Below are 22,492 nucleotides of genomic sequence, written 5' to 3' on the forward strand. Positions count from 1 at the left end.
AATTACGGGAGAGAGTGTCTGGTGGTCAGGGCTAAATTTAAATCGCTGTACCTTTTGCCAGCGATTGGCGTTTCCGTTTTGTTGTTTCTCGTGTCCTTAATCATGGCTTTGCGTGGCGAGGCGGACAGGTTCGCATGGGCGGGTGCCGCCATAGCGTCCCTGCCGTTGCCGCTGGTCCACGCACATTTACTGCTTGCCAAACCCGCCCGCGCGGCGGAGAACGCACCGTTAGCCTGGTTCATTTCGTGTTGTGGGGCATTTCTCGCAGCATGGGAGTGGTTGTTTGAAGGCGTCGTCGGTTGGTTGCCGTTGGTGGTCGCCGTGGGCGCGCTGATATTGCTGCTGCTCTATGTCTTCTGGTACTCGCGGTATGGCCGCATCGCCAGTGGCAAGCTGGACGTCGGCAGCAGCCTGCCTGCTTTTACGGCGATGGATATCGATGGCAAACCGGTGAGTAGCACCGATTTACACGGCAAGCCTGCGGTACTCGTGTTCTTCCGCGGCAACTGGTGTTCTTTCTGCGTTGCGCAGGTCGCGGAACTGAGCGGCTTTCAATCCGAGTTCGAGCAACTGGGTGCAAACGTTGTGCTGATCAGTCCGCAAGCGGACAGTCACAGCCGGGCGCTGGCCGAAAGCAATCCGGCACCGTTTCAGTATTGGGTGGATAAGGACAATCGCATCGCTCGAGAGCTGGATATCGCGGTACGGGATGGCGTTCCCGTTGGCTACGCGCGAGGCTATGATGCAGATACGGTCATGCCGACGGTGGTGGTGGCGAATTCGCGCGGTACTATCATCTACTCGGATCAGACTGACAATTACCGACTTCGCCCGGAACCGGATATTTTCCTGGCGATATTGCGCAGAACCGGAGCGATCGCACAATGAACGAACAGACGCCGAAGAGTTTTCTCGATAACCCCACGCTGTACGAAGGAACGTACCTGCAGTTTCTCGGTTTTCGCCTGCTTAGCTGGAAGGACGGTTTCGTTCGTCTGGAAATGCCGGTGCGTGATGATCACCGCAATTCCGTTAAATACTTGCACGGTGGCGTGATTGCCTCGCTGCTGGATATTGCAGGGGCTGTTTGCGGCAGTTTCGGCGGCTCCGGTGAATACGTTTCCGTAACGGTCAATCTCAACTGCAATTTCATGGCTCCGCACCGTGGTCGGACGGTGATTGCGGAAGGCGAGCTCATTCGGCGGACCAACACCCTGTTTTTTGCCCAGGCCAAGTTATTTGATCCCGACAACCGGACACTTTGCGCAACCGCAACGGGCACGTACAAGCCTCAACAGCGTGAACACGCGGCGCACGCAGGATGAACACGACTGACCGGTTCCGGCTCGACGGCAAGACTGCGCTGATCACCGGTGCAGGTAGCGGTCTTGGCCGACAGTTCGCCATGACGTTGGCATCGGCCGGCGCGAAAGTTGTACTGGCCGCACGACGCGCGGAGAAACTCGAGGAAACGCGCAGCCTGGTGGCTAAGACTGGCGGCGAAGCACTGTGCGTATCGCTGGATGTGACGGATGGCGAGTCGGTGCGGCAATGCTTTGCTGAGCTCGATGGCGCCGGGCAGGTTGTCGATATTCTCGTCAACAACGCGGGCATCAGTCGTACGGGTTTTCTCGCCGAACTAAGCGAGGCCGACTGGGATGCGGTGGTTGATACGAACCTCAAGGGCGTGTTTCTGGTGGCTCAAGCAACCGTTCGCCGGATGCTGGAACGCGGCCACGGCGGCAGCATTATTAATATCGCGTCGATTCTGGGCTTTCGCGTCAGCAAGACGCTGGGGTCTTATGTCGCGGCGAAGAGCGGCGTCGTGAACCTGACCAAGACCATGGCGCTTGAGTGGGCGCGGTACGGAATACGGGTTAACTCCATCGCGCCAGGCTATTTCGAAACCGAGATCAATACCGGTTTTCTGAGTTCACCGTCGGGGCAGGCGATGTTGGAGCAGGTGCCGTTGCGCCGCAGCGGAGCTTTGTCTGAACTCGACGGTCCATTGCTGTTACTGGCTTCCGACGCAGGCAGCTACATGAGCGGCAGCACGATCACCGTGGATGGCGGGCACCTCTGCAGTTCACTCTGAGCGCTTCACCGGCATAACGGCCGGCCATCCGGTCCCCTGATCCTGATCGATACCCGGGGCCTGCGGTCTGCGGCCCGGTATTCCTTTGGCCCCCCCTGCGCGCGGCTTGTTCATCGCCGGAAGCGTCGGTATACTCACTTGCTTGTTGTCAGCAAGTATTTACAAATTTGAGCAAGTTACTGATACGTAAGAACTTTGAGCGCAGCGGCAATGGCTGAATTGACGGCCAATGCGGCCGGCGGTAACCGTACACAAGCGGAGCGCAGCGCCCAGTCGGACAGCGCCATGCTGGAAGCGGCCATCGACCTGATTCTGGAGCGCGGCACTGAAAAGACCACGCTCGCGGCAATCGGTGAAAAGGCCGGCTACAGTCGCGGCCTCGCAACCTACCGATTCGGCTCGAAGGCGGGCCTTTACGACGCCGTTTGCAAGTCAATATCGCGTCGCTGGCTGACCTACCTGCGCGAGGGTGCGGGCGATCTCTCCGGTGTCGACGCCATGTGCGCGGCGTTAGATGCATTCTTCCGTTTCCTGTCAGATTGGCCGCGCGAAGCCCGGGTTCTGCATATTCTTTATTGTGGTGCGGCAAGCCCCACGTCCGAATACCGCGAGACCTCGCGGTCAATACACCAACGTCAACAGAACGATGTTGCTGACTGGGTACGTGCGGGTATCGCCGATAACAGCATTCGCAAAGGGACTGATCCGCAGAGCGTAGCCGCGCAATACATAGCCTATATATCGGGGATGACTTACTTGTGGGTTATTGATCCGGACGCGGTTGATTTTTGCAAAGCAAATGAAGACATGAAGCTGCATTTGCGCCGCTCTCTTTCGGCGACGGGGACTTAGCTGTAGACGATAGTGTCTGCAACAACGTCAATTCCTGACCGCAATTGCGAGTGGCTGCTCGGTTGCTGCGCTCAGGCCTGAAAAAAAGCTGCCAGTGGCAATGGCAGTCAGCGGTATGACAACGAGATTCAAGCAAGCCAACAGAACTTCACTCTGAAACAGGATTACAGCCATGGCAGATGCCTATATTTTTGACCATGTACGCAGCCCACGCGGTCGCGGCCGACCGAACGGTGCATTGCACGAAGTGACGCCTGTCAATTTGATGACCCAGGTTCTGACTGCATTGCGCGAGCGCAATAGCCTGGACACGTCTTACCTCGATGACGTCGTGCTGGGTTGTGTTTCGCCGGTGGGTGAACAGGGGGCTTGCATTGCGCGAACGGCGGTACTCAATGCTGATTACTCGTTGACAGTGCCCGGCAAGCAACTCAATCGCTTTTGCGCTTCAGGACTGGAGGCCGTCAATTCCGCCGCAGCACAGGTCATGGCCGGCCAGTCGGATCTCACCATCGGTGGGGGTATTGAAAGTATGTCGCGAGTGCCGATGGGTGCCGATTCAGGCGCCATGCATGCGGATCCGGCGATTGCGTACAAGACGTATTTTGCACCGCAAGGTATCGGCGCGGACCTGATAGCCAGCAAATACGGCTTCTCCCGCAATGACGTGGACAGCTATGCCGTCGAGAGCCAGCGCAGGGCAGCTCATGCCTGGGAGCAGGGCTGGTTCAGCAACTCCATTGCCACGATTCATGACCAGCTGGGCTTGCCGCTGCTGGAGCGTGACGAGCACATGCGCCCGGGTACCACCGTCGACGACCTTGGCGCATTGAAAGCGGCTTTTGAAATACTGGGTCAGCAGGCCGGTTTCGATGATGTCGCACTGCAACGTTACCCGGAAGTCGAGTCGATCGAGCATGTCCACACCGGTGGCAACTCAAGCGGTATCGTCGACGGCGCTGCAGTTGTGCTGATCGGCAATGCCGGGACGGGCAAGGCACTGGGTTTAAAACCGCGTGCACGCATACGCGGCTTCTCGTCGATTGGTACCGACCCGACCATCATGCTGACGGGGCCGGCTCCGTCTGCCGAGAAAGTGCTTGCGCGCTGTGGCATGACCACCAGCGACATTGATCTGTTTGAGTTGAACGAGGCGTTCGCGTCGGTCGTGTTGCTGTTCATGCAGCGGCTCAACATCGATCACGACAAGATCAATGTCAATGGCGGTGCCATCGCGATGGGCCACCCGCTCGGTGCCACCGGCGCCATCATACTGGGGACCGTACTGGACGAACTTGAACGGCGTGACCTCAACACGGCGTTGGTCAATTTATGTGTTGGCGGCGGTATGGGTACAGCAACCATCATCGAGCGCGTTTAGGAGATCTGGCATGACCGAAATGACAACCATAAACTGGCAACTCGATGACGACGGTGTAGCGCTGCTGACAATAGATGTTGCAGGGCGCCCGATGAATGTAATGACGCCTGAATTTCTGCAGGACATTGCGAGCGCCGCCGAACGCATAGGCAGCAATCCGGATGTCAAAGGCGCCGTAATCACCTCGGGTAAGGATGCCTTCATGGTCGGGGCTGACCTTCACGACCTTGTGAATGCGTACTCGTCGCAAGCGGACGTGCACAAGCTTTACGGCTGGTGCAGCAATTTGCAGAAAGCGCTGAGAGCCATCGAAACCTGCGGCAAACCCGTAGCCGCAGCGATCAATGGTACGGCGCTGGGTGGCGGTCTCGAAGTGGCTCTTGCCTGCCATTACCGGGTGGTAGCCGACCAGCCACGCACGAAACTGGGTCTGCCGGAGGTGCAGGTAGGTTTGTTGCCTGGTGGCGGCGGTACTCAGCGATTGCCGCGGATGATCGGTATCGAGGCGGCGCTGCAACTGATTACACAAGGCAAACACCTGTCGCCGGGTGAAGCGCATGAGGCCGGTATCGTGAATGCGGTCGTTGCTCCCGGCGAGGAAGTAGCAGCGGCCCGTCAATGGGTATTGCAGGAAGGCGTCGCTGAGCAGCCGTGGGACAAGAAGGGCTTTAAAGTGCCGGGCGGCGCGGGTCTTATGCACCCCAAAGCTGTACAAACCCTTGTGGTCGGCAGCGCGCTGATGCAGAAAATGACCAAGCACAATTACCCGGCGCCGCTCGCGATTATGTCTGCTGTCTACGAGGGTACTGTGCTGCCTATCGACAAGGCGCTGGACGTCGAGACCAAGTATTTTGTATCACTGTTAATGAGCCCCGTTTCACGCAACATGATGCGAACGTTGTTTGTTAATAAAGGTGCAGCGGACAAGCTGGTACGCCGACCTGCCGAACCGCCGCGTCGCGAGGTAAGCAAACTGGGGGTCCTTGGAGCGGGCATGATGGGTGCCGGTATTGCCCATGTGTCAGCGAAGGCCGGTATCGAGGTTGTTCTGCTCGATACCTCGGACGAGAAAGCGGACAAGGGCAAGGATTACTCAAGAAGTTTGCTCAACAAGCAGCTTGAGCGTGGCCGCACGAACAGCGAGCAAGCGGAAGCGCTGTTGAATCGGATACAGACCGGGACCGACTTCTCGCTGTTGAATGGCTGCGAACTGGTTATCGAAGCGGTATTTGAGGACCGGGATATCAAGGCTGATGTAACCAGGCGCGCCGAAGCGGTTATGGCCGAAGATGCGATTTTTGCGTCGAATACATCAACCTTGCCTATCACCGGTCTGGCGGAAGCATCGGCACGAGCGAGCCAGTTCATTGGCATTCACTTTTTCTCACCGGTGGACAAGATGCCACTGGTCGAGGTTATCGTCGGCGACAAAACTTCCGACGTTGCCATAGCTCAGGCGCTGGATTACATCCAGCAGATTCGCAAAACGCCGATCGTCGTCAATGACAGTCGTGGCTTTTACACCAGCCGTGTGTTCAGCGTGTACACGCGCGAAGGAATCGCAATGTTGGCAGAAGGCGTTAGTCCGGCACTGATTGAGAACGTCGCTCGCAATGCCGGTATGCCGGTGGGCCCGTTGGCAGTAACTGACGAGGTCTCGCTGGAGCTCAGCTATCACGTTGGCGAGCAAAGCAAAAAGGATCTCGGCGACGCTTACGTCGCTTTGCCTGCCGACGAGGTTATACGCAAGTTTGCGATCGACCTTGATCGAAAAGGCAAACGCTTCGGGAAAGGATTCTACGAATACCCGAGTGAAGGCAAGAAATACTTGTGGCCAGGTCTTGCTGAACATTTTCCATTGGCAACAATACAGCCCAGTGCAGAGGAGGTTCGTAGCCGCCTGCTCTACGCACAGGCATTGGATACCGTGCGTTGTCTGGATGAAAAGGTGGTGACTCATCCTGCCGATGCAGACATTGGTTCGGTGTTTGGCTGGGGATTCCCGCCGTGGACCGGCGGTACGATTTCCTACATAGAAACGGTCGGCCTGAAGGCATTTGTCGCCCGAGCAGATCAACTCGCGGACGTGTATGGTGTGCGTTTTTCGGTGCCAGCGAGCCTAAGGTCCATGGCCGAAAAGGGCGAGCTGTACTACCCGGGTGACGACGAAAAGACAGGCCGAAATGCCGCTTGAGGAACAGAAAATGCTAAACCTTGAAACAGTGAAATACAGCCAGAATGGCCCCGTTGCGACCATCACGATGTCACGCCCGGAGGCAATGAACTCGTTCAATACCGCCTTGCGGCTTGATCTGCATAAGGCATTCGAACATGCGGCGGCGGACGAATCTGTGCGAGCAGTGGTGTTAACCGGTGAGGGCAGGTCTTTCAGTGCTGGCGCTGACCTGAAAGCGCACAACGATTCGGACAAGAACGTTGAAGAGCTCTTGCAGAGCGAATATCGGCCGGTGTTCGAATGCATTGCGTCAATGCCGCAGCCCGTCATAGCGGCCGTCGGTGGCTCCGCGGCCGGGATAGGAATGTCCTTTGCCTTGGCATGTGACCTCATGATTATTGCAGACAATGCTTTCCTGTTATCGCCATTCACAACCATTTCACTGGTTCCCGATGGCGGACTCAATTGGCTGCTGGTAAGTCAGCTGGGTTACCGGCGTGCATTTCAGTTGAGCGTTGAGTCGGAACGAATTAATGCTCAGCGATGCGTGGAGCTGGGTCTCGCAAACCGCACAGCGCCGGCTGACAGTCTGCTGGCGACTGCGGAAGAATGGGCGCACTCGTTGGCAGCCCGTGCTCCGCTCTCGCTGGCGGCTACAAAGAGAGCAATGCGTTTGGCGGCCGCGTCGGATTGGGCCAGTACCTTCGACGTCGAAGCGCCGGCGCAGCGTGACTTGCGTGCCAGTGAGGACTGCGAAGAAGGAATTTCCGCGTTTCTCGAAAAGCGCCAGGCTGCGTTCAAAGGCAAGTAATTCTGTGGCGGCCAGTTTTTCTGCTGAGGTCTAGATTATGATTCGACGAATATTTGACGACGAACACGAAATGTTTCGGGACTCCGTACGCAGCTTCATGCAGAAGGAGATAGGCCCGCATTCGGATCGTTGGCAAGAGCAGGGTATCGTCGATCGTGAGGCATTTCAAAAGGCAGGCGAGCAAGGACTGCTGCTGATGTGGGCCGATGAGCAATACGGTGGTGCTGGAGTTGCGGACTTTCGCTACGAGCAAATTCTGATTGAAGAGAATGCACACTTTGGTGATGCCGGTTTCTTCATGACCTTACACAGCCGACTGGTCGGGCCGTACATAGGTGAACTGGCGACGGATGAACAGAAACAACGTTGGCTTCCAAAGTGTGTCTCGGGTGAACATGTACTGGCTGTTGCAATCACTGAGCCGGGTGCCGGCAGTGATGTGGCGGGCATACGTACACACGCTGAGGACCAGGGTGATCACTACCTGTTGAACGGTTCCAAGACTTACATCTCCAACGGAATCAATGCCGACCTGGTCGTCGTAGTTGCTCGCACGAATCAGGAGAAGCGGCACGGCCTCAGTCTGTTCGTTGTTGAACGGGGTATGGATGGATTCGAGCGTGGGCGCAACCTGCAGAAGATGGGTCTGAAGAGCCAGGATACGGCGGAGTTATTTTTCAATAACGTCAAGGTACCGAAACAAAACCTGCTGGGAGAATTCGACCGCGGTTTCTATCACTTGATGCATTTTCTGGCCGAGGAGCGTTTGTTGGGCGCGGTCGGCTACCTTGCCAATGCAGAGGCCGCTCTGAACGCCACCATGGACTACGTACGGGAACGCAAGGCCTTCGGCAAAACGGTCGCGGACTTTCAAAACACACGTTTCAAGCTCGCTGATATGCGAACCGGTATCGACGTTGCGCAGGCCTTCGTAGATCAGTGTGTACTTGAACACAATGCAGGCACTCTTAGTGCCGACGATGCCGCAAAAGCGAAGTTGTATACCAGTGAGCTGGAAGGTCGCGTGACCGACGACGGCGTGCAGCTACATGGTGGTGCAGGTTACATGGATGAATACCCGATTTGCCGCATGTACCTCAATGCGCGCGTGTCCAGAATCTACGCCGGAAGTTCAGAAGTTATGCGTGAAATTATTGCGCGCTCCATGGGGCTGGATCCACGCAAGAAGAAATCACGGTCTGCAGATCAGTAAAAAGTGACCTGATTCGCCGTGAATCGTTGCGATGCGACTGGCGAGACCGTAGTCTTCTGCGATCTGTTCTGCAGGAGACAATCCGATGAAAGTGGCGTTCTTGGGCCTCGGCGTAATGGGCTTCCCGATGGCGGGCTACCTGGCCAAAGCAGGCCACGATGTCTGCGTTTACAACCGCAGTCCGGAAAAGGCCCGGGCGTGGCTTGAGCAGCACCCCGGTTCCTCCGAGACAACGCCGCAGGCTGCCGCCGCAGCTGCCGATATCGTCTTTTCCTGTGTCGGCAACGATGCTGATGTTCGTAGCGTATTGCTCGGCGAAAGTGGTGCGCTTCACGGCTGCAAGCCTGGCGCAATTATTGTAGATCACACCACTGCCTCTGCTGAAGTGGCGCGCGAAGTCAGCGCAGCCGCCGCTGAGCACGGTGTCGATTTTCTCGATGCGCCACTGTCCGGTGGACAAGCCGGTGCAGAGAACGGTCAGTTAACAATCATGCTGGGCGGTGAGCCTGAGGTCTTTGAGAGGGTATTGCCGGTGATTAATTGTTACGCCAAGGCATGCACACTTATTGGTCCTACGGGATCCGGACAAATGGCGAAAATGGTTAACCAGATATGCATCGCAGGGATAGTGCAAGGATTGTCAGAAGGCCTGCATTTTGCGAAACGCGCCGGGCTGGACGTTGCCGCGGTGATAGGGGCTATTTCGAAAGGTGCCGCTCAGTCCTGGCAAATGGAGAATCGTTGGGAAACGATGAATGGTGATAAGTACGACTTCGGCTTCGCTGTCGAATGGATGCGCAAGGACCTGAAAATCGCGCTCGAGGAAGCAGAGCGTAATGGTGCGCGTCTTGAATTGACTCATTTGGTTGACAATTACTACGCCGAAGTCGAAACGCTGGGCGGTCGGCGCTGGGATACATCGAGCTTGTTGAAACGACTTGAGCCGTAAATCGTCACTGACAACGTAACGGAATCCGGACTGTTGTACTCGTGGGCATCTGCGGTATAGTGGCGGCCGTCACAGGGGTGGCCATGACGTGTCAACGTCATCAGCCTGAGATCCGTACCAGCATTCGGCTGGATAGCGGGAACCCTTAGAACCTGAACCGGGTAATTCCGGCGTAGGAAGAGGATTCCATAATGTATAGCAAGTCCCCCCAGGGGCGGCTGGTAACAGCAGCGCTTGGTTTTCTGTTTGTTCTCGTAAACTCTCTCTCTTTTGCTGAAACGCTTGACGAAATTACGGTTGTTGCCGATTTCCGTGAGCGCAAAGCGGCCGAGCTGCCGCCATCTATCAGCGTTCTGGATAGCCAAACCATCGAGCAGTCCGCTGTTCAGCATTTCGAAGAGCTGATTCAGGGCCTGCCAAACCTGAACTGGTCGGGCGACGGCCATCGAGCGCGCTACCTGCAGATACGCGGCGTTGGTGAACTCGAGCAGTACGAAGGTGCGCCGAACCCATCCGTCGGTTTTCTGATCGACGATATCGATTTTAGCGGTATGGCGACCATAGCAACGTTGTTTGACGTGCAGCAGATAGATGTACTGCGAGGCCCACAAGGCACACGCTACGGTGCGAATGCACTCGCCGGACTCGTGTACATACAGAGTGCCGAGCCAACTGACGTACGCTCGGGACGTTTGCAGTTAAGCGCAGGCGATGACGACATGTTCTCGGCTGGCGTCGCGTTCGGTGGCCCATTGGCGAGCGACAATCTGCGCTACAGGATTGCGGCACAACATCACAAGAGCAATGGCTTTCGTGACAACGCGTATCTGCAGCGCGACGATACCAACGGGCGTAGCGAATCCGCTGTTCGTGGCAAGCTGGAATGGCTGGTCAACGACGACTGGACGGTGCGCCTTAGTACGTTATTCAGTGACATCGACGATGGCTACGATGCCTTTGCCATCGACAACTCGCTGACCATGCAGTCCGATAACCCCGGTAAAGACGCGCAGCGCAGTGTTGGTGCAGCGATCCGCAGTGAATGGTCCGGTTCCGACCGGGTGAGTTTTACATCGATTACGTCGGCTGCAGATTCTGATGCGATCTATTCATTCGACAGCGACTGGGGTAACGACGATGTCTGGGCGCCCTATACCTATGACTACGAGTCATTCAGTGAGCGGCAACGCAAGACCGTCAGCCAGGAATTTCGGCTGGCATCAGGCGCGGATGGTCGCTTGTTCAACGACAGCAGCGATTGGCTGCTCGGCGTCTACGTTATGCGTCTCGACGAAAAGCTGACGACGCTGAACACAGGAGACTATGCCGATCCCTTTTTTGATTTCACGCTTGCTCTCAATGATCGCTACACCGGCCGTTTCGAGGCGGTGACTGCTGCACTGTTTGGTGAGCTTGATATCGATATCGGTGACTCCGGCATGTTGACGATAGGATTGCGTGGCGAGCGCAGGAGTACTGACTACAATGATTCGGCAGACCTGAATCTCGGTCCGTCCGAATCGATGCTTGGCGGCGAGCTTCGCTATCGGCATGACTTCACTGAGAGTACCTCCGGGTTTGTGGGGCTTTCCAATGGTTACAAGGCCGGCGGCTTCAACCTGGGAGCTGTTCCGGCTGATCGTCGTGAATTTAGTAGTGAACAATTGTGGGCGGCAGAGATTGGTATGCGCAGTCGTGTGCTGAACGATGCATTGAGTATTTCCACCGTATTGTTTTACAACAAGCGCGTTGATCAACAAGTACGGACGTCCTTTCAATTGGTCCCTAACGACCCGACGTCTTTTATTTTCTACACGGACAATGCGGCAAGTGGCCGAACTCTGGGTCTTGAAGCCGAACTGAACTTCCAGGCAAGCGAGACAGCTTGAGCTGTACCTGAATGCGGGTTTGATGCGCGCGGAATTTGACCAGTTCGAAACCCCGCAGGTTAATTTGAGTGGTCGTGACCAGGCGCACGCGCCGCGATACACACTGGCGGCTGGCGGTTTGTGGCAGCACCCATCGGGCTGGTTTGCACGACTCGATGCGACGGCAAGAGATGAGTTTTACTTTGATGTGAGTCATGATCAGAAATCAACCGCGCATGAGTTGCTCAATGTGCGGGTTGGCTTCAACGCCGAGCGTTGGTCGCTGCAGCTCTGGGCGCGCAACCTGACCGATGAATCCTACGCGGTGCGTGGTTTCTTTTTCGGCAACGAGCCGCCCGATTTTCCGGAAACACTTTACATCCGTCAGGGCGATCCTCGCCATGCAGGTATTACATTCGACATGAGGTTTTAGGTATGCGAGTAGCCGTTGATATTAGTCTGTATCCGTTGACAGAAGAGTTTATCCCGCCTATCAAAGATGTGATTGAGCGTCTGGGGTCCTACGACGATGTCGAGATCAGAATGAATCCGATGAGTACGCAACTGCGTGGGGAGTTCGACGTCGTTATGGCAGCGTTGCAGGCTGAGATAAAGACCAGTTTCGAGCAACTGCCGAAAGCCGTATTTGCGATCAAGATTCTGAACAACCCCTTGGGTGACTAGCATTACATTGCCGGACCAATTGCCGGGAGCTTGCTGGCTGAGCTGCAAGCGTTCTCGGTGCTGGAACTGATTAGTGTTGCTCTGGCGATTGCTTACTTGTTGCTGGCAATCCGCCAGAACATCTGGTGCTGGTATTGCGCGGCAATCAGTACGGCGTGCTACGTCTGGATATTTATCGATGCGCGACTCTACATGGAGTCGGCGCTCCACGTGTTCTACCTCGCCATGGCGATCTACGGCTGGTACTCCTGGCGACAAGGTGCACGATACAGTGAGCCCCTTCCAGTGGTCGTTTGGTCCCTGGGGACCCACGGCATAGCCGTTTCGTGCATTATTTTGCTGTCAGGTTTGAGCGGCTATCTCCTACAGACGTTTACCGACGCAGTGTTCCCGTATATCGACTCGCTGACGACATGGAGTGCCGTTTGGGCCACGTTCCTGGTCGCGCGCAAGGTGCTGGAGAACTGGTGGTACTGGTTGCTTATTGACGCCGCCTCCATGGTGATCTACTGGACTCGCGACCTGCACCTGACCTCGGTGTTGTTTGCGTTGTATCTGCTGCTTATTCCTTTCGGACTGTGGAGCTGGATCCGTTCCTACAACGAGACGGCCAAAGCGTGAACAATGAGCGTGCGGTGCAGGGTCTGCTCGCCTCCATTCCGGGCTGGCAGAACAAGAGCTACACCATCACGCCACTGCCGCACGGATACAACAATCGAAGTTACCGGGTTGCTACGGCTACGCAAAGCTACGTCTTGCGTGTCGTTGATCAGGTCGATGAATCGGGCATGCGCGACCACGCTGTGGAATGCCGGGTTCAACAGAGCGCGGCTCGCCTCGGCATTGCGGCGCCGGTAGAGTTTTTCAATCCAGACAGCGGCTTGTTGCTAAGTGAATTTGCCGAGGGCCGGTCGTGGCGAAGCGAGGATCTGCAGGTACCGGATAATCTCTCCCGCCTGGCTAAATTACTGAGGACCTTGCACAGTTTGCCCCCGAGCGGGGTTGAGTATGATGCGGGTATTGCCGCACGAAACTACCGTTCGCGATTGGAGCACACTACGGCTAGTTCGTCTCAGGCAGCGCTGTGCGTACGGATTGCCGAGCGCGCAATACAGACGAGCAAACTAGTGTGTTGCCATAATGACCTGGTCGCAGACAACATCGTCGACAACGGGACGCTCAAACTTATCGATTTCGAGTACGCGCGTGACAACGACCCGTACTTTGACCTTGCCAGCATCATTAACTGGCACAATCTCAGTACGGAACTGGCAGAGATACTGCTGACCGCGTATTGCGAAGCCGACGTGGCTGAGAGCAGGGCAAGGCTCAATGATCAACGCCGTCGGTTCGATGCCGTGCAATGGTTGTGGCTCTCACTACAACAGCAGCGTCACCCGAATGAGTGGCAGACACAACAGCTGACAAGGGTTGCCGAGCGACTCAGGGCCAACGCTAAATAACTACCAGTTATTACGCAGTTCCCGCAATTTCAAGAACACTTCTTTCTCGCCGGCTGCCGTGCTCATCTGCGGGAACGCTTCAAGCAGGCGTGCGACGACGGTTGGGGAATTCAGGCGGAAAAAAGTATTGATGCGCCGCTCATCGCCGATCGTTGTTGTGCTGGCATTCGCTGGGTCGTGATCAGCGCATTCATCGAGCAATGCTTTTGCGTCGAGGTTGTCCGGTTCGCGGTCCAGTGTGAAGCGGAGGTTGTTCACAAGGTAATCGTGTCCGGGATAAATAATGGTTTCGTCGGGTAGCTGGCAGAGCTGCTCATTGAACGTCTTGTACAATTCTTCGGGATGTCCACCGTTATGACAATTGCCCACGCCTGCATTAAACAAGGTATCGCCGCTGAAGAGTACAGGCGGATCTGTGCGTGACAGCAGGCAAATGTGGCTCATTGTATGTCCCGGTGTATCCAGACATTCCAGTTCAATGCTCGTACCGACCTTTATGCAATCGCCTGCGCCGACGCCTCGTGCCATTTCTGCCACGCGGCCACTGGCATTGCGATGAGCAATGATTTTGGCGCCGGTTGCAGCGGCCAGCGCCTTGTTACCGCCAATGTGGTCAGCATGCTCATGAGTATTCACGATCTGTGTAATTCGCCAGCCGTGATCGCTGGCGACGGTCAGGCACTGTTTGAAGTCCAGTGGGTCAATAGCCAGCGCATCACCGCTGTCAGGACAGGCGACAAGATAATTGAAATTGCGGAGGCTGTTGGCGGTCCAGATTTGTTCAATAATCATGCGGTCAGTTCCAGTACGGTCGAAATAGCCTTGTTATGGTAAGAGTCCGGCTTGTAGGTGCGCGATGCGTGCAGGTAAGCTGCGGCAAGGTTCAGACGGATTTAATCGCAACCAGTTTGCCCGGCCACGGTCATAGTGCAGGCGTTGATTTGCAATTGGAGAATGTAACATGAGGAAAGTGTCTATCGCTTTGCTGGCAGCCTTTGCTCTTGCTGCCTGTAATGGTGCACAAGAAGCGCCTGCTGATGCAACGGCTACCGCCAACGTTGCGGCTGCTGCCAACGACGGTGTGTTCTCCATGCCCTATCTGCAGCGAGACCTCGATAACGGGCTCCGCGTGATTATCGTTCCTACGGACTACCCGGATATCGTCACTATTCAGGTTCCCGTGCAAACAGGGTCGCGCAACGAAGTTGAACCCGGTAAGTCTGGCTTCGCACATTTTTTCGAGCACATGATGTTTCGCGGCACAGAGAAGTACCCGGCTGATGAGTACCTGAACATCTACAAGAAGGCGGGTGCCAACCAGAACGCGTATACGACTGATGACTTCACGAACTACCACGCTGTATTTACCAAGGATGATCTGGAAAAGATCATCGAGGTAGAGGCGGACCGGTTCATGAACCTGAGTTATTCCGAGGATGTGTTTCGGACCGAAGCACTCGCTGTCAAAGGCGAATACCTGAAGAACTCTTCCAATCCCATCTCACGTGCCTATGAGCGGATCCGCGACCTGTCATTCAAGACGCATACTTACAGTCACACGACCATGGGGTTCCTTGAAGACATCGAACAGATGCCAGAGCAGTTCGAGTATTCGAAGCAGTTCTTCGATCGCTGGTACCGCCCGGAGAAGACCGCAGTAATTCTGGTCGGCGATCTGGATGCGGACGCGACATTTGCGATGGTGGAGAAATACTGGGGCAAATGGGAGCAGGGCGACTACGTGGCCGACATTCCGCAGGAAGGCCCGCTGAACGGCCCGATATACGATCACATAAAATGGGACGCGCCTACACAGCCCTGGCTGTTGGTTGGCTTCCGCGGTCCAGCCTTTGAGCCGGAAAAGGTCGACATGCCGGCGATCGATGTCATCTCCTCGATCTATTTCTCAGACTCGTCCGAGTTGTACCGCAAGCTGGTTCTGGAAGAGCAATCCGTTGATCAATTGCTGACGTATTTTCCGAACCGTAAAGACCCGAACGTTTTAATGGTCTATGCACGTCTGACAGACGCGGCGCAGACCGCAGCGGTCGAGAAAGCGATTCGTGAAACGCTGGCAACGGCACGCAGTGAGCCGGTATCCGAACGCAAACTGGCGGAAACAAAGTCCAGGTTGAAGTACGGCTTCACTGCAAACCTCGATAACTCGGGTGCAATTGGCAGTACTCTGGCCTCGTTCGTGCAATTCGAGCGGACGCCGGAAACCATCAGTACGCTGTATCGCAGCTACGATGCGTTAACGCCGGAGGCCATACTTGAGGTGGCGAATCGTTACTTTGTTGACGATGGTCGGGTCATCGTAACTTTGTCGAATGACGAGGAGATTGGCGGCATAGACGGTATGGCGTCGATAGACAAGCTGGTTCGGCCGGTCGCGGCGGCGCCGGCTGAGCAGCTTGCGGATAGTAAGCCTGCCTTGACGAGCAGGGATGCTGTGAGCACCGACATTGCCGTGCCGGTTGAAATCGTTGCACAGCCGTCTGCTGGGTCGCCACTTATCGACGTCTCGATACTGGTGCATTCCGGCGCTGCGATGGATCCGCCGGGCAAGAAGGGCCTGGCTGCTTTGACGGCCGCGATGCTTACGGATGCTGGTTCGGAAGAGTTCAGTATTCAGGATATTAATGCGGCCATGTACCCGATTGCCTCCGGTTTCAGTGCCCAGGTTGATAAGGAGATGACCCGCTTGTCGGGGCAGGTACATCGCGACAATCTCGATGTCTGGTACCGCCTTGCCAGCAGTCAGTTATTGAGCCCGGGTTGGCGCGAGCAGGATTTCAACCGTGTCCGTACCCAACTGGTCAATGCGGTCCGCACGAGCCTCGTTGGTAACAATGACGAGGAGCTGGGTAAGGAAGTGCTCTACAGCCAGATTTACGGGCCGTCTCATCCCTATGGTTCGTTGAATGAAGGGCACAGTGCCGATATCGCCGCGCTGACGTTGGACGATGTGCAGCGTTTCTATCGGCAGCACTACACGATTCGCAATATCACGCTGGGCCTGGCTGGTGGTTATCCGGAGACGTTTGCCGCTCGCCTGAGCAGCGACCTGCAGGCGTTACCGAAGGGCACCCGGCAGTCATTGCAGCTGCCGCAGCCAAAGCCACTGGCAGCCAACAAGGCAGTTATCGTTGACAAGGAAACGACGTCAGTTGCAGTTTCGTTCGGTTTTCCCATTGACCTGAAGCGGGGTGACAAGGATTGGGTTGCACTCTGGCTGGTTCGTTCGTGGCTGGGCGAACACCGAAACTCAACGGGACAGTTGTACGGTCGAATTCGCGAAACCCGCGGCATGAACTACGGTAACTACGCCTACATTGAGTATTTCCCACGCGGCATGTTCCAGTTTCAGCCGGACACCAACCTTGCCCGGCAGCAGCAGATTTTTCAGGTCTGGCTCAGACCGCTGCGCAACAACAATGACGCACAGTTCGCGACCCGTACGGCGCTGTTTGAGCTGAACACTCTAATTGAGAAGGGCATGAGCGAGCAGGACTTCGTCAATACCCGCAGCTACCTTGCCAAGTACGTCAGTCTGCTGATGGACGGCCAGTCGCGGCAACTGGGTTACGCGCTGGACAGTGGTTTCTATGGCATCGACGACTTCAGCGACTATGTTCGCAAGGAGCTCGACTCGATGACGCTGGCTGACGTCAATCGCGTCATCCGTGAAAACCTGCGCACTGACAACATGCAATACGTATTCGTCAGTCGCGATGCGGATGACCTTCGGGATCGCCTGGTTTCAGGCCGCGCATCGCCGATGACCTACGATTCAGCTCAGCCCGAAGACGTTGTCGCGGAAGACCGCATGATCGAAGCATTGCCGATCGTCTTTGACGACGACGATGTCACCGTGATCGACGCGACAAGAGTGTTCGAGTAAGCCTGTCTGTTCTCGACCCGGGTTGCGCAAAATGGCGCAATGCGGGTCGAGGCCCGGCCTCGGGAGCTGGTTCGTGACACCGGCCATATATGAACTCACGCTCGGCAAGTCATTGATTCCGTGGAGTTGGCGCCGGGTGGACCCTGTCAGCTTGTAGCAGAAATACCACAAAAAAAAGCGTCGCTTCCCAGATTGGCATCTAATCTGGCGGATTGATTGACAACGGCGCGACATTCTGCGAAGTTTTGCCGCCATCGGGCGTCGCCTTTGCACAACACTGCGAAAGACGCCGGACCGGACAACACCTTCAGGCACTACTTGGCGGGGGAAGCACGGCAAGGCCAAGCGTCATGCTCTGAGGATGGAACAGGCGGCTCCGCAAGGAGCCGCTTTTTTTTTGCCGGCTGGTAGTCGAACAGGGGCGCTTCTGCCGGAGGCACCTTGCCTTGCGTCAGGTAGCGTTCTGCAAGGCTCGCCACACTGTCTGTGGCGTCAGGGGCATATCGAGGTTCTCGACGCCGCTGGGCGCGAGCGCATCGATCACCGCATTGACCAGTGCGGGTGCGGCCCCCACGGTTCCGGCTTCACCGGCGCCTTTCACGCCGAGCGGATTGCGCGGAGAGGGCACCTCCCGATAGCGGAAGTCCACTTCCGGCACCCAGTCGCTGCGTGGCATCCCGTAGTCCATGAACGTGGCGCTCAGCAGCTGGCCGTCGTCACGATCGTAGACGGCGTGCTCCGTCAGTGCCTGGCCCAGTCCCTGAGCAACGCCACCGACTATCTGGCCTTCCAGCAGGAGCGGATTGATGACGACTCCGACATCATCTTCAACGGTGTAACGCAGGATACGAGTCACGCCTGTTGCCGGATCAATTTCCACTTCGCAGACGTGGCAGCCATTCGGGAACGTTCCCCCGTCGGGTTCGAAACGGTACTGACTCGCCAGTCCGGGCAACACGTCAGTCGGTCGTAAAGTATCGTCAAACGACGCGAGCGCTATGTCAGCCATGCGAGCTCTGTGGCGGCCGTCATGGGATTGAAAATGACCATCGCTAAAGTCGATCTGATCGATCGGCGTGTTGAACGTTGCGGCGGCCATTCGTTTGCCTGCCATAATTACGAGATCGGCGCAAACATGCAGAGCGGAACCTGCAATGGCGAGGGACCGTGAGCCGTTGGTGCCTTGTCCGGTTGGTACCAGCAGGGTATCGCCCTGCAGCAAATCTATTTGCTCAATACCAGTTCCAAGAACGGCGGCGACGATTTGCGCATAACTGGTTTCGTGCCCTTGCCCGGTCGATTGTGTGCCTGCTTTCAATTCCAGTCGCCCGTCCTGCTGAAACGCGATATGGGTTTCTTCGCTGCCGGCAGCCGAACAGATTTCGACGTAACTTGCGAATCCGATGCCGCGCAACAGACCACGATCCCGGCTTTCCTGTCGGCGCAGTTCGAAACCAGCCCATTCAGCGCGCTGCAACGCGGCGTCCATGATTTCGCAATAGCGACCGGAGTCATAACTCCGCCCGGTAGCGGTCACGTAGGGAAACTGTTCCGGCGCAATAAAATTTCGCCGCCGAATTTCATCGCGAGTAATACCGAGTTTGCGTGCCGCACGATCCATCAACCGCTCTATCAGGTAGGTAGCTTCTGGTCGGCCAGCACCGCGGTACGCGTCAACTGGAACCGTATTGCTTACGATCATGTTGATTGCGACATGGAGTGCCGGAATGTCGTAACAACCACTGGACATGCATGCGCCGAACCACGGTATTATCGGACCGGCCTGAGAGCAATATGCACCGATATTGGCATTTATCGTTGCGCGCATTGCGAGGATTTTGCCGTTGTTGTCGAGCGCGATCTCAGCATGGCTTTCGTGATCGCGCCCATGCAAATCACTCTGGAAGCTCTCGCTACGATCAGCAGTCCACTTAACAGGCCGGCCGAGCTGTTTGCTCGCGAATACCGCAACCACCGTTTCGCATTGCAGGAAGAACTTCAGGCCGAAACCACCACCGACATCCGGGCAAATTACCCGGAGTTTGTCCTTGTCCAGGTCGACGGATCGTAGAATGCGGTCGCGCACAGCATGAGCGCCCTGGCAGCCCTGGTAGACCAGCATGCTGCCATCGTCGGGATTGTAGCTGGCATTGCAGGCGCGCGGCTCCAGGACAGCAGGTGCGACCCGGTTGTTAATGACGTCGATGCTTGCCCGTTCTGCTGAGGTCTTGAATACGGCATCGACTCGCTGCAGATCACCGTAAGTCATCGTGCCGTAGTGATTGCTGTCGAGGTCGGTATGAATCGCGGAGTAGCTGCTACGCAATGCGTCCCCTGGCGTGACCACTGCGGGCAGTTCGTCGACATCAAACAGGACGCTGTCAGCCGCTGCCTGCGCGACAGCGGCACTTTCCGCGATGACGGCCACCACCGGCTCGCCAACGTAGCGAACCCGGTCTCGCGCCAGTGGCGGTTGCTTGAGCGCCTTCCGGCTGCCATCGGGCATGGCGGCACCGGTGACATCGCGAACTCCGGCCGCCAGCAAATCTTGTCCGGTGTATACCGCGAGTACGCCGGGCATCGCGCTGGCTTCGCTGGTGTCAAGCTCGGTGATTATTCCGTGCGCGAATGGAGAGCGGTAGAAACGCAGCCATGTTTGACCTTCCAGAACAATGTCGTCGGTATATAGGCCTGTGCCTGTCAGGAAGCGCTGATCTTCTTTGCGTGCAATTGCCTCGCCGGTATTGAACTTGCTCACGTCGTCCTCGAAAACAATGACCGGAACAGGTCGCATTGTGCGTCCCGCTGCTGTGGACTTCAATTGATGAGCGGCGGGCGGCGACCGTATTTGTCAATCCTCCATCCACTGTCTGGCGAGCCAGTGTCATTCTGGCCTGAGCTCGGGTGAACAGAATTCGCACAGGGCATGTGCCGGTACAGTGGCAGGCCGCAGCGCTTGAAGCATATCGTGAATATTACTCGCTGCTTTGCTAGATTGTGGGTCCCGTGACAATAACAACCATACGGCGGACTCCTAATCATGAAGCCAAAACAACGCGCCGCTTACTGGCGGGCTAACCTCAAGGTGCTGGCCGGATGCATGCTGGTCTGGTTTACCTGTTCCTTTGGGCTGGGCATTCTGCTGGTTGAGCCATTGAATCAGGTAACGATTGCCGGCTTCCCCCTCGGATTCTGGTTTGCACAACAAGGTTCGATCTACATATTCGTCGCACTGATTTTCTTCTACGCCTGGAAAATGAATCAGCTCGATCAGAAGTACGACGTGCACGAGGACTGATCGAATGGAACTGCAGACACTGACCTACCTCGTTGTCGGCGCAAGTTTTGCGCTTTATATCGGTATTGCAATCTGGTCACGCGCTACTACGACCGGCGACTTCTATATAGCCGGCAAAGGTGTTTCGCCGATTGCGAATGGCATGGCAACGGCCGCCGACTGGATGAGCGCGGCGTCGTTTATTTCAATGGCAGGGTTGATCGCCTTCTTGGGGTACGACGGTTCCGTGTACCTGATGGGCTGGACGGGTGGTTATGTGCTGCTGGCACTGTTTCTGGCTCCGTACCTGCGCAAGTTCGGCAAGTTCACGGTGCCGGAGTTCATCGCTGAGCGTTACTACTCCAAGGCAGCTCGCATTGTTGCTGTGATTTGTCTCATCTTCGTTTCATTTACCTACGTCGCCGGTCAGATGCGTGGTGTGGGTATCGTATTTTCACGCTTCCTTGAAGTAGACGTTACTGCGGGGCTGATCATCGGTATGGCCGTGGTTTTCGTCTACGCAGTTCTCGGGGGTATGAAAGGCATTACCTATACCCAGGTGGCGCAGTATTGCGTGCTTATTTTCGCGTACACGGTTCCGGCAGTGTTTATCGCATTGCAGATCACCAATAACCCGGTGCCGCAGATTGCGTTTGGCGCCGACATCGCGGGTACAGGAACCGGTTTACTTGAGAAATTAAACGACATTGTCACGTCGCTCGGTTTCAATCAGTACACGAGTGGGACCAAGAGCAAAATTGATGTCTTCTGCATAACCCTCGCACTCATGGTTGGTACGGCGGGTTTGCCGCACGTGATCGTACGCTTTTTTACGGTTCCCAAAGTGCGCGATGCGCGACGCTCAGCCGGTTTTGCTTTGCTGTTCATCGCTATTCTTTATACGACGGCACCGGCCGTTGGTGCGATGGCTCGGTACAACCTGCTCAATACCGTACAACCCGGAGCCATTGGTTCGGTAGAAGGTAATCTGGAGTACAGCGCGCGTCCCGAATGGATGAAGACCTGGCAACAAACCGGGCTGCTCAGTTTTACTGACAAAAATGGCGACGGCCGTATTCAGTATTACGATGATTCCAATGCAGACTTCGCCGCCAAGGCCAATGCCTATGGCTGGCAAGGTAATGAGCTCTCGGTCGATAATGACATCATGGTGCTCGCAAATCCCGAAATCGCGAACCTGCCTGACTGGGTGATTGCGCTGGTTGCCGCGGGAGGTATCGCTGCAGCACTGTCGACGGCGGCAGGGTTGTTGCTGGTCATTTCGGCAGCCGTGTCGCACGACCTCGTCAAGGGTATTTTCATGCCCGACATCTCTGAAAAAAGAGAGTTGCTCGCAGGCCGCATTGCGGCGGCATTTGCGATCTTGATCGCTGGTTATCTCGGCTTTGATCCACCGGGCTGGGTTGCGCAGGTGGTCGCTTTTGCATTTGGTCTCGCTGCTGCGTCGTTATTTCCGGCGATCCTGCTCGGAATTTTCTACAAGCGAGCGAATAAGGAAGGCGCGATTGCGGGGATGCTGACAGGTCTGGTGTTTACCTATGGCTACATTGAGTTCTTCAAGGGGCTGTTCCTTAAGTGGGCTGGGGCACCCTGGGGCGAGAATGTTGCGGCTAACTGGTTGTTCGGTATTTCGCCGGAGGGCATTGGCGTTATCGGCATGCTGCTTAACTTTATCGTCGCTATTGCTGTAAGCCACATGACCAGTCCGCCACCTGAGCACATTCAGCATCTGGTTGAAGACATTCGTGTGCCGCGCGCTGCATAAGCGGCGGCAGCCCCGGCGAGGTCAGGGGTAACA

The 22,492-nt window shown here is 56.2% G+C and carries 19 protein-coding genes and 1 riboswitch; of the genes, 17 read left to right on the forward strand and 2 right to left on the reverse strand.

Annotated elements, in window-relative coordinates; all coding sequences use genetic code 11:
• Window positions 1-21 precede the first annotated feature (21 nt).
• The 14 genes from AC0L8N_RS15275 to AC0L8N_RS15340 all read left to right on the forward strand — a co-directional run bounded on the left by AC0L8N_RS15275 (window position 22) and on the right by AC0L8N_RS15340 (window position 13,492).
• Window positions 22-888, forward strand: a complete 867-nt coding sequence (locus tag AC0L8N_RS15275; RefSeq protein ID WP_473668706.1) for a peroxiredoxin family protein — start codon at window positions 22-24, stop codon at window positions 886-888.
• The gene (locus tag AC0L8N_RS15280) at window positions 885-1,325 is read left to right on the forward strand and encodes a PaaI family thioesterase (protein WP_473668708.1); all 441 of its coding nucleotides are present in this window, start codon (window positions 885-887) and stop codon (window positions 1,323-1,325) included. Before AC0L8N_RS15275 ends, AC0L8N_RS15280 begins: the two co-directional genes overlap by 4 nt.
• Complete coding sequence (locus tag AC0L8N_RS15285; protein WP_473668710.1) at window positions 1,322-2,095, forward strand: SDR family NAD(P)-dependent oxidoreductase; 774 nt, start codon at window positions 1,322-1,324, stop codon at window positions 2,093-2,095. Before AC0L8N_RS15280 ends, AC0L8N_RS15285 begins: the two co-directional genes overlap by 4 nt.
• Window positions 2,096-2,290: 195 nt before the next feature.
• Window positions 2,291-2,947 (forward strand): TetR/AcrR family transcriptional regulator, encoded by a 657-nt coding sequence (locus AC0L8N_RS15290; protein WP_473668712.1) that lies wholly within the window; start codon window positions 2,291-2,293, stop codon window positions 2,945-2,947.
• 172 nt (window positions 2,948-3,119) lie between these two features.
• Entirely contained in the window at window positions 3,120-4,328 is a 1,209-nt protein-coding gene (locus AC0L8N_RS15295) for an acetyl-CoA C-acetyltransferase (RefSeq protein ID WP_473668714.1), read from the forward strand.
• 19 nt (window positions 4,329-4,347) lie between these two features.
• Window positions 4,348-6,522 (forward strand): 3-hydroxyacyl-CoA dehydrogenase NAD-binding domain-containing protein, encoded by a 2,175-nt coding sequence (locus AC0L8N_RS15300; protein WP_473670183.1) that lies wholly within the window; start codon window positions 4,348-4,350, stop codon window positions 6,520-6,522.
• A 10-nt stretch (window positions 6,523-6,532) separates the two neighbouring features.
• The gene (locus AC0L8N_RS15305; protein ID WP_473668716.1) at window positions 6,533-7,315 is read left to right on the forward strand and encodes an enoyl-CoA hydratase/isomerase family protein; all 783 of its coding nucleotides are present in this window, start codon (window positions 6,533-6,535) and stop codon (window positions 7,313-7,315) included.
• Window positions 7,316-7,352: 37 nt separating this feature from the next.
• Window positions 7,353-8,528 carry an acyl-CoA dehydrogenase family protein gene (locus AC0L8N_RS15310; protein WP_473668718.1) on the forward strand — a complete coding sequence of 392 codons (1,176 nt, stop codon included), beginning with the start codon at window positions 7,353-7,355 and terminating at the stop codon, window positions 8,526-8,528.
• 85 nt (window positions 8,529-8,613) lie between these two features.
• Complete coding sequence (locus AC0L8N_RS15315) at window positions 8,614-9,477, forward strand: NAD(P)-dependent oxidoreductase (protein WP_473668720.1); 864 nt, start codon at window positions 8,614-8,616, stop codon at window positions 9,475-9,477.
• A gap of 63 nt (window positions 9,478-9,540) precedes the next feature.
• Window positions 9,541-9,673, forward strand: a riboswitch (TPP riboswitch).
• The gene (locus AC0L8N_RS15320) at window positions 9,669-11,366 is read left to right on the forward strand and encodes a TonB-dependent receptor (protein ID WP_473668722.1); all 1,698 of its coding nucleotides are present in this window, start codon (window positions 9,669-9,671) and stop codon (window positions 11,364-11,366) included. (Overlaps the previous riboswitch by 5 nt.)
• Window positions 11,367-11,388: 22 nt before the next feature.
• Complete coding sequence (locus AC0L8N_RS15325) at window positions 11,389-11,778, forward strand: hypothetical protein (RefSeq protein WP_473668724.1); 390 nt, start codon at window positions 11,389-11,391, stop codon at window positions 11,776-11,778.
• A gap of 2 nt (window positions 11,779-11,780) precedes the next feature.
• Window positions 11,781-12,029, forward strand: a complete 249-nt coding sequence (locus AC0L8N_RS15330; protein ID WP_473668726.1) for a YkoF family thiamine/hydroxymethylpyrimidine-binding protein — start codon at window positions 11,781-11,783, stop codon at window positions 12,027-12,029.
• 57 nt (window positions 12,030-12,086) lie between these two features.
• On the forward strand, window positions 12,087-12,650 hold the full coding sequence (pnuC, locus tag AC0L8N_RS15335) for a nicotinamide riboside transporter PnuC (protein WP_473668728.1): 564 nt from the start codon (window positions 12,087-12,089) through the stop codon (window positions 12,648-12,650).
• Entirely contained in the window at window positions 12,647-13,492 is an 846-nt protein-coding gene (locus tag AC0L8N_RS15340) for a phosphotransferase (protein WP_473668730.1), read from the forward strand. The genes pnuC and AC0L8N_RS15340 overlap by 4 nt, the downstream gene beginning before the upstream one ends.
• Here AC0L8N_RS15340 and AC0L8N_RS15345 read toward each other — a convergent pair whose 3' ends face one another.
• Entirely contained in the window at window positions 13,493-14,284 is a 792-nt protein-coding gene (locus AC0L8N_RS15345) for a hydroxyacylglutathione hydrolase (RefSeq protein ID WP_473668732.1), read from the reverse strand.
• A 169-nt stretch (window positions 14,285-14,453) separates the two neighbouring features.
• Between AC0L8N_RS15345 and AC0L8N_RS15350 the strand changes: the two genes are divergently transcribed.
• Entirely contained in the window at window positions 14,454-17,396 is a 2,943-nt protein-coding gene (locus AC0L8N_RS15350) for a M16 family metallopeptidase (RefSeq protein ID WP_473668734.1), read from the forward strand.
• 451 nt (window positions 17,397-17,847) lie between these two features.
• On the opposite strand, the gene AC0L8N_RS15355 is transcribed toward AC0L8N_RS15350, so the two are convergent.
• Window positions 17,848-20,190, reverse strand: coding sequence for a xanthine dehydrogenase family protein molybdopterin-binding subunit (locus tag AC0L8N_RS15355; protein ID WP_473668736.1), 2,343 nt, complete (start codon window positions 20,188-20,190; stop codon window positions 17,848-17,850).
• 246 nt (window positions 20,191-20,436) lie between these two features.
• Here AC0L8N_RS15355 and AC0L8N_RS15360 point away from each other — a divergent pair, with 246 nt between their 5' ends.
• Together AC0L8N_RS15360 and AC0L8N_RS15365 are read left to right on the forward strand one after the other, a co-directional pair.
• A complete protein-coding gene (locus AC0L8N_RS15360) occupies window positions 20,437-20,694 on the forward strand; it encodes a DUF4212 domain-containing protein (RefSeq protein ID WP_473668738.1) in 258 nt (85 codons plus the stop codon).
• A 4-nt stretch (window positions 20,695-20,698) separates the two neighbouring features.
• Complete coding sequence (locus tag AC0L8N_RS15365) at window positions 20,699-22,459, forward strand: sodium:solute symporter family protein (RefSeq protein ID WP_473668740.1); 1,761 nt, start codon at window positions 20,699-20,701, stop codon at window positions 22,457-22,459.
• The last annotated feature ends 33 nt before the right edge of the window (window positions 22,460-22,492 follow it).

The sequence above is a fragment of the Woeseia sp. D3-10 genome, from assembly GCF_055809415.1.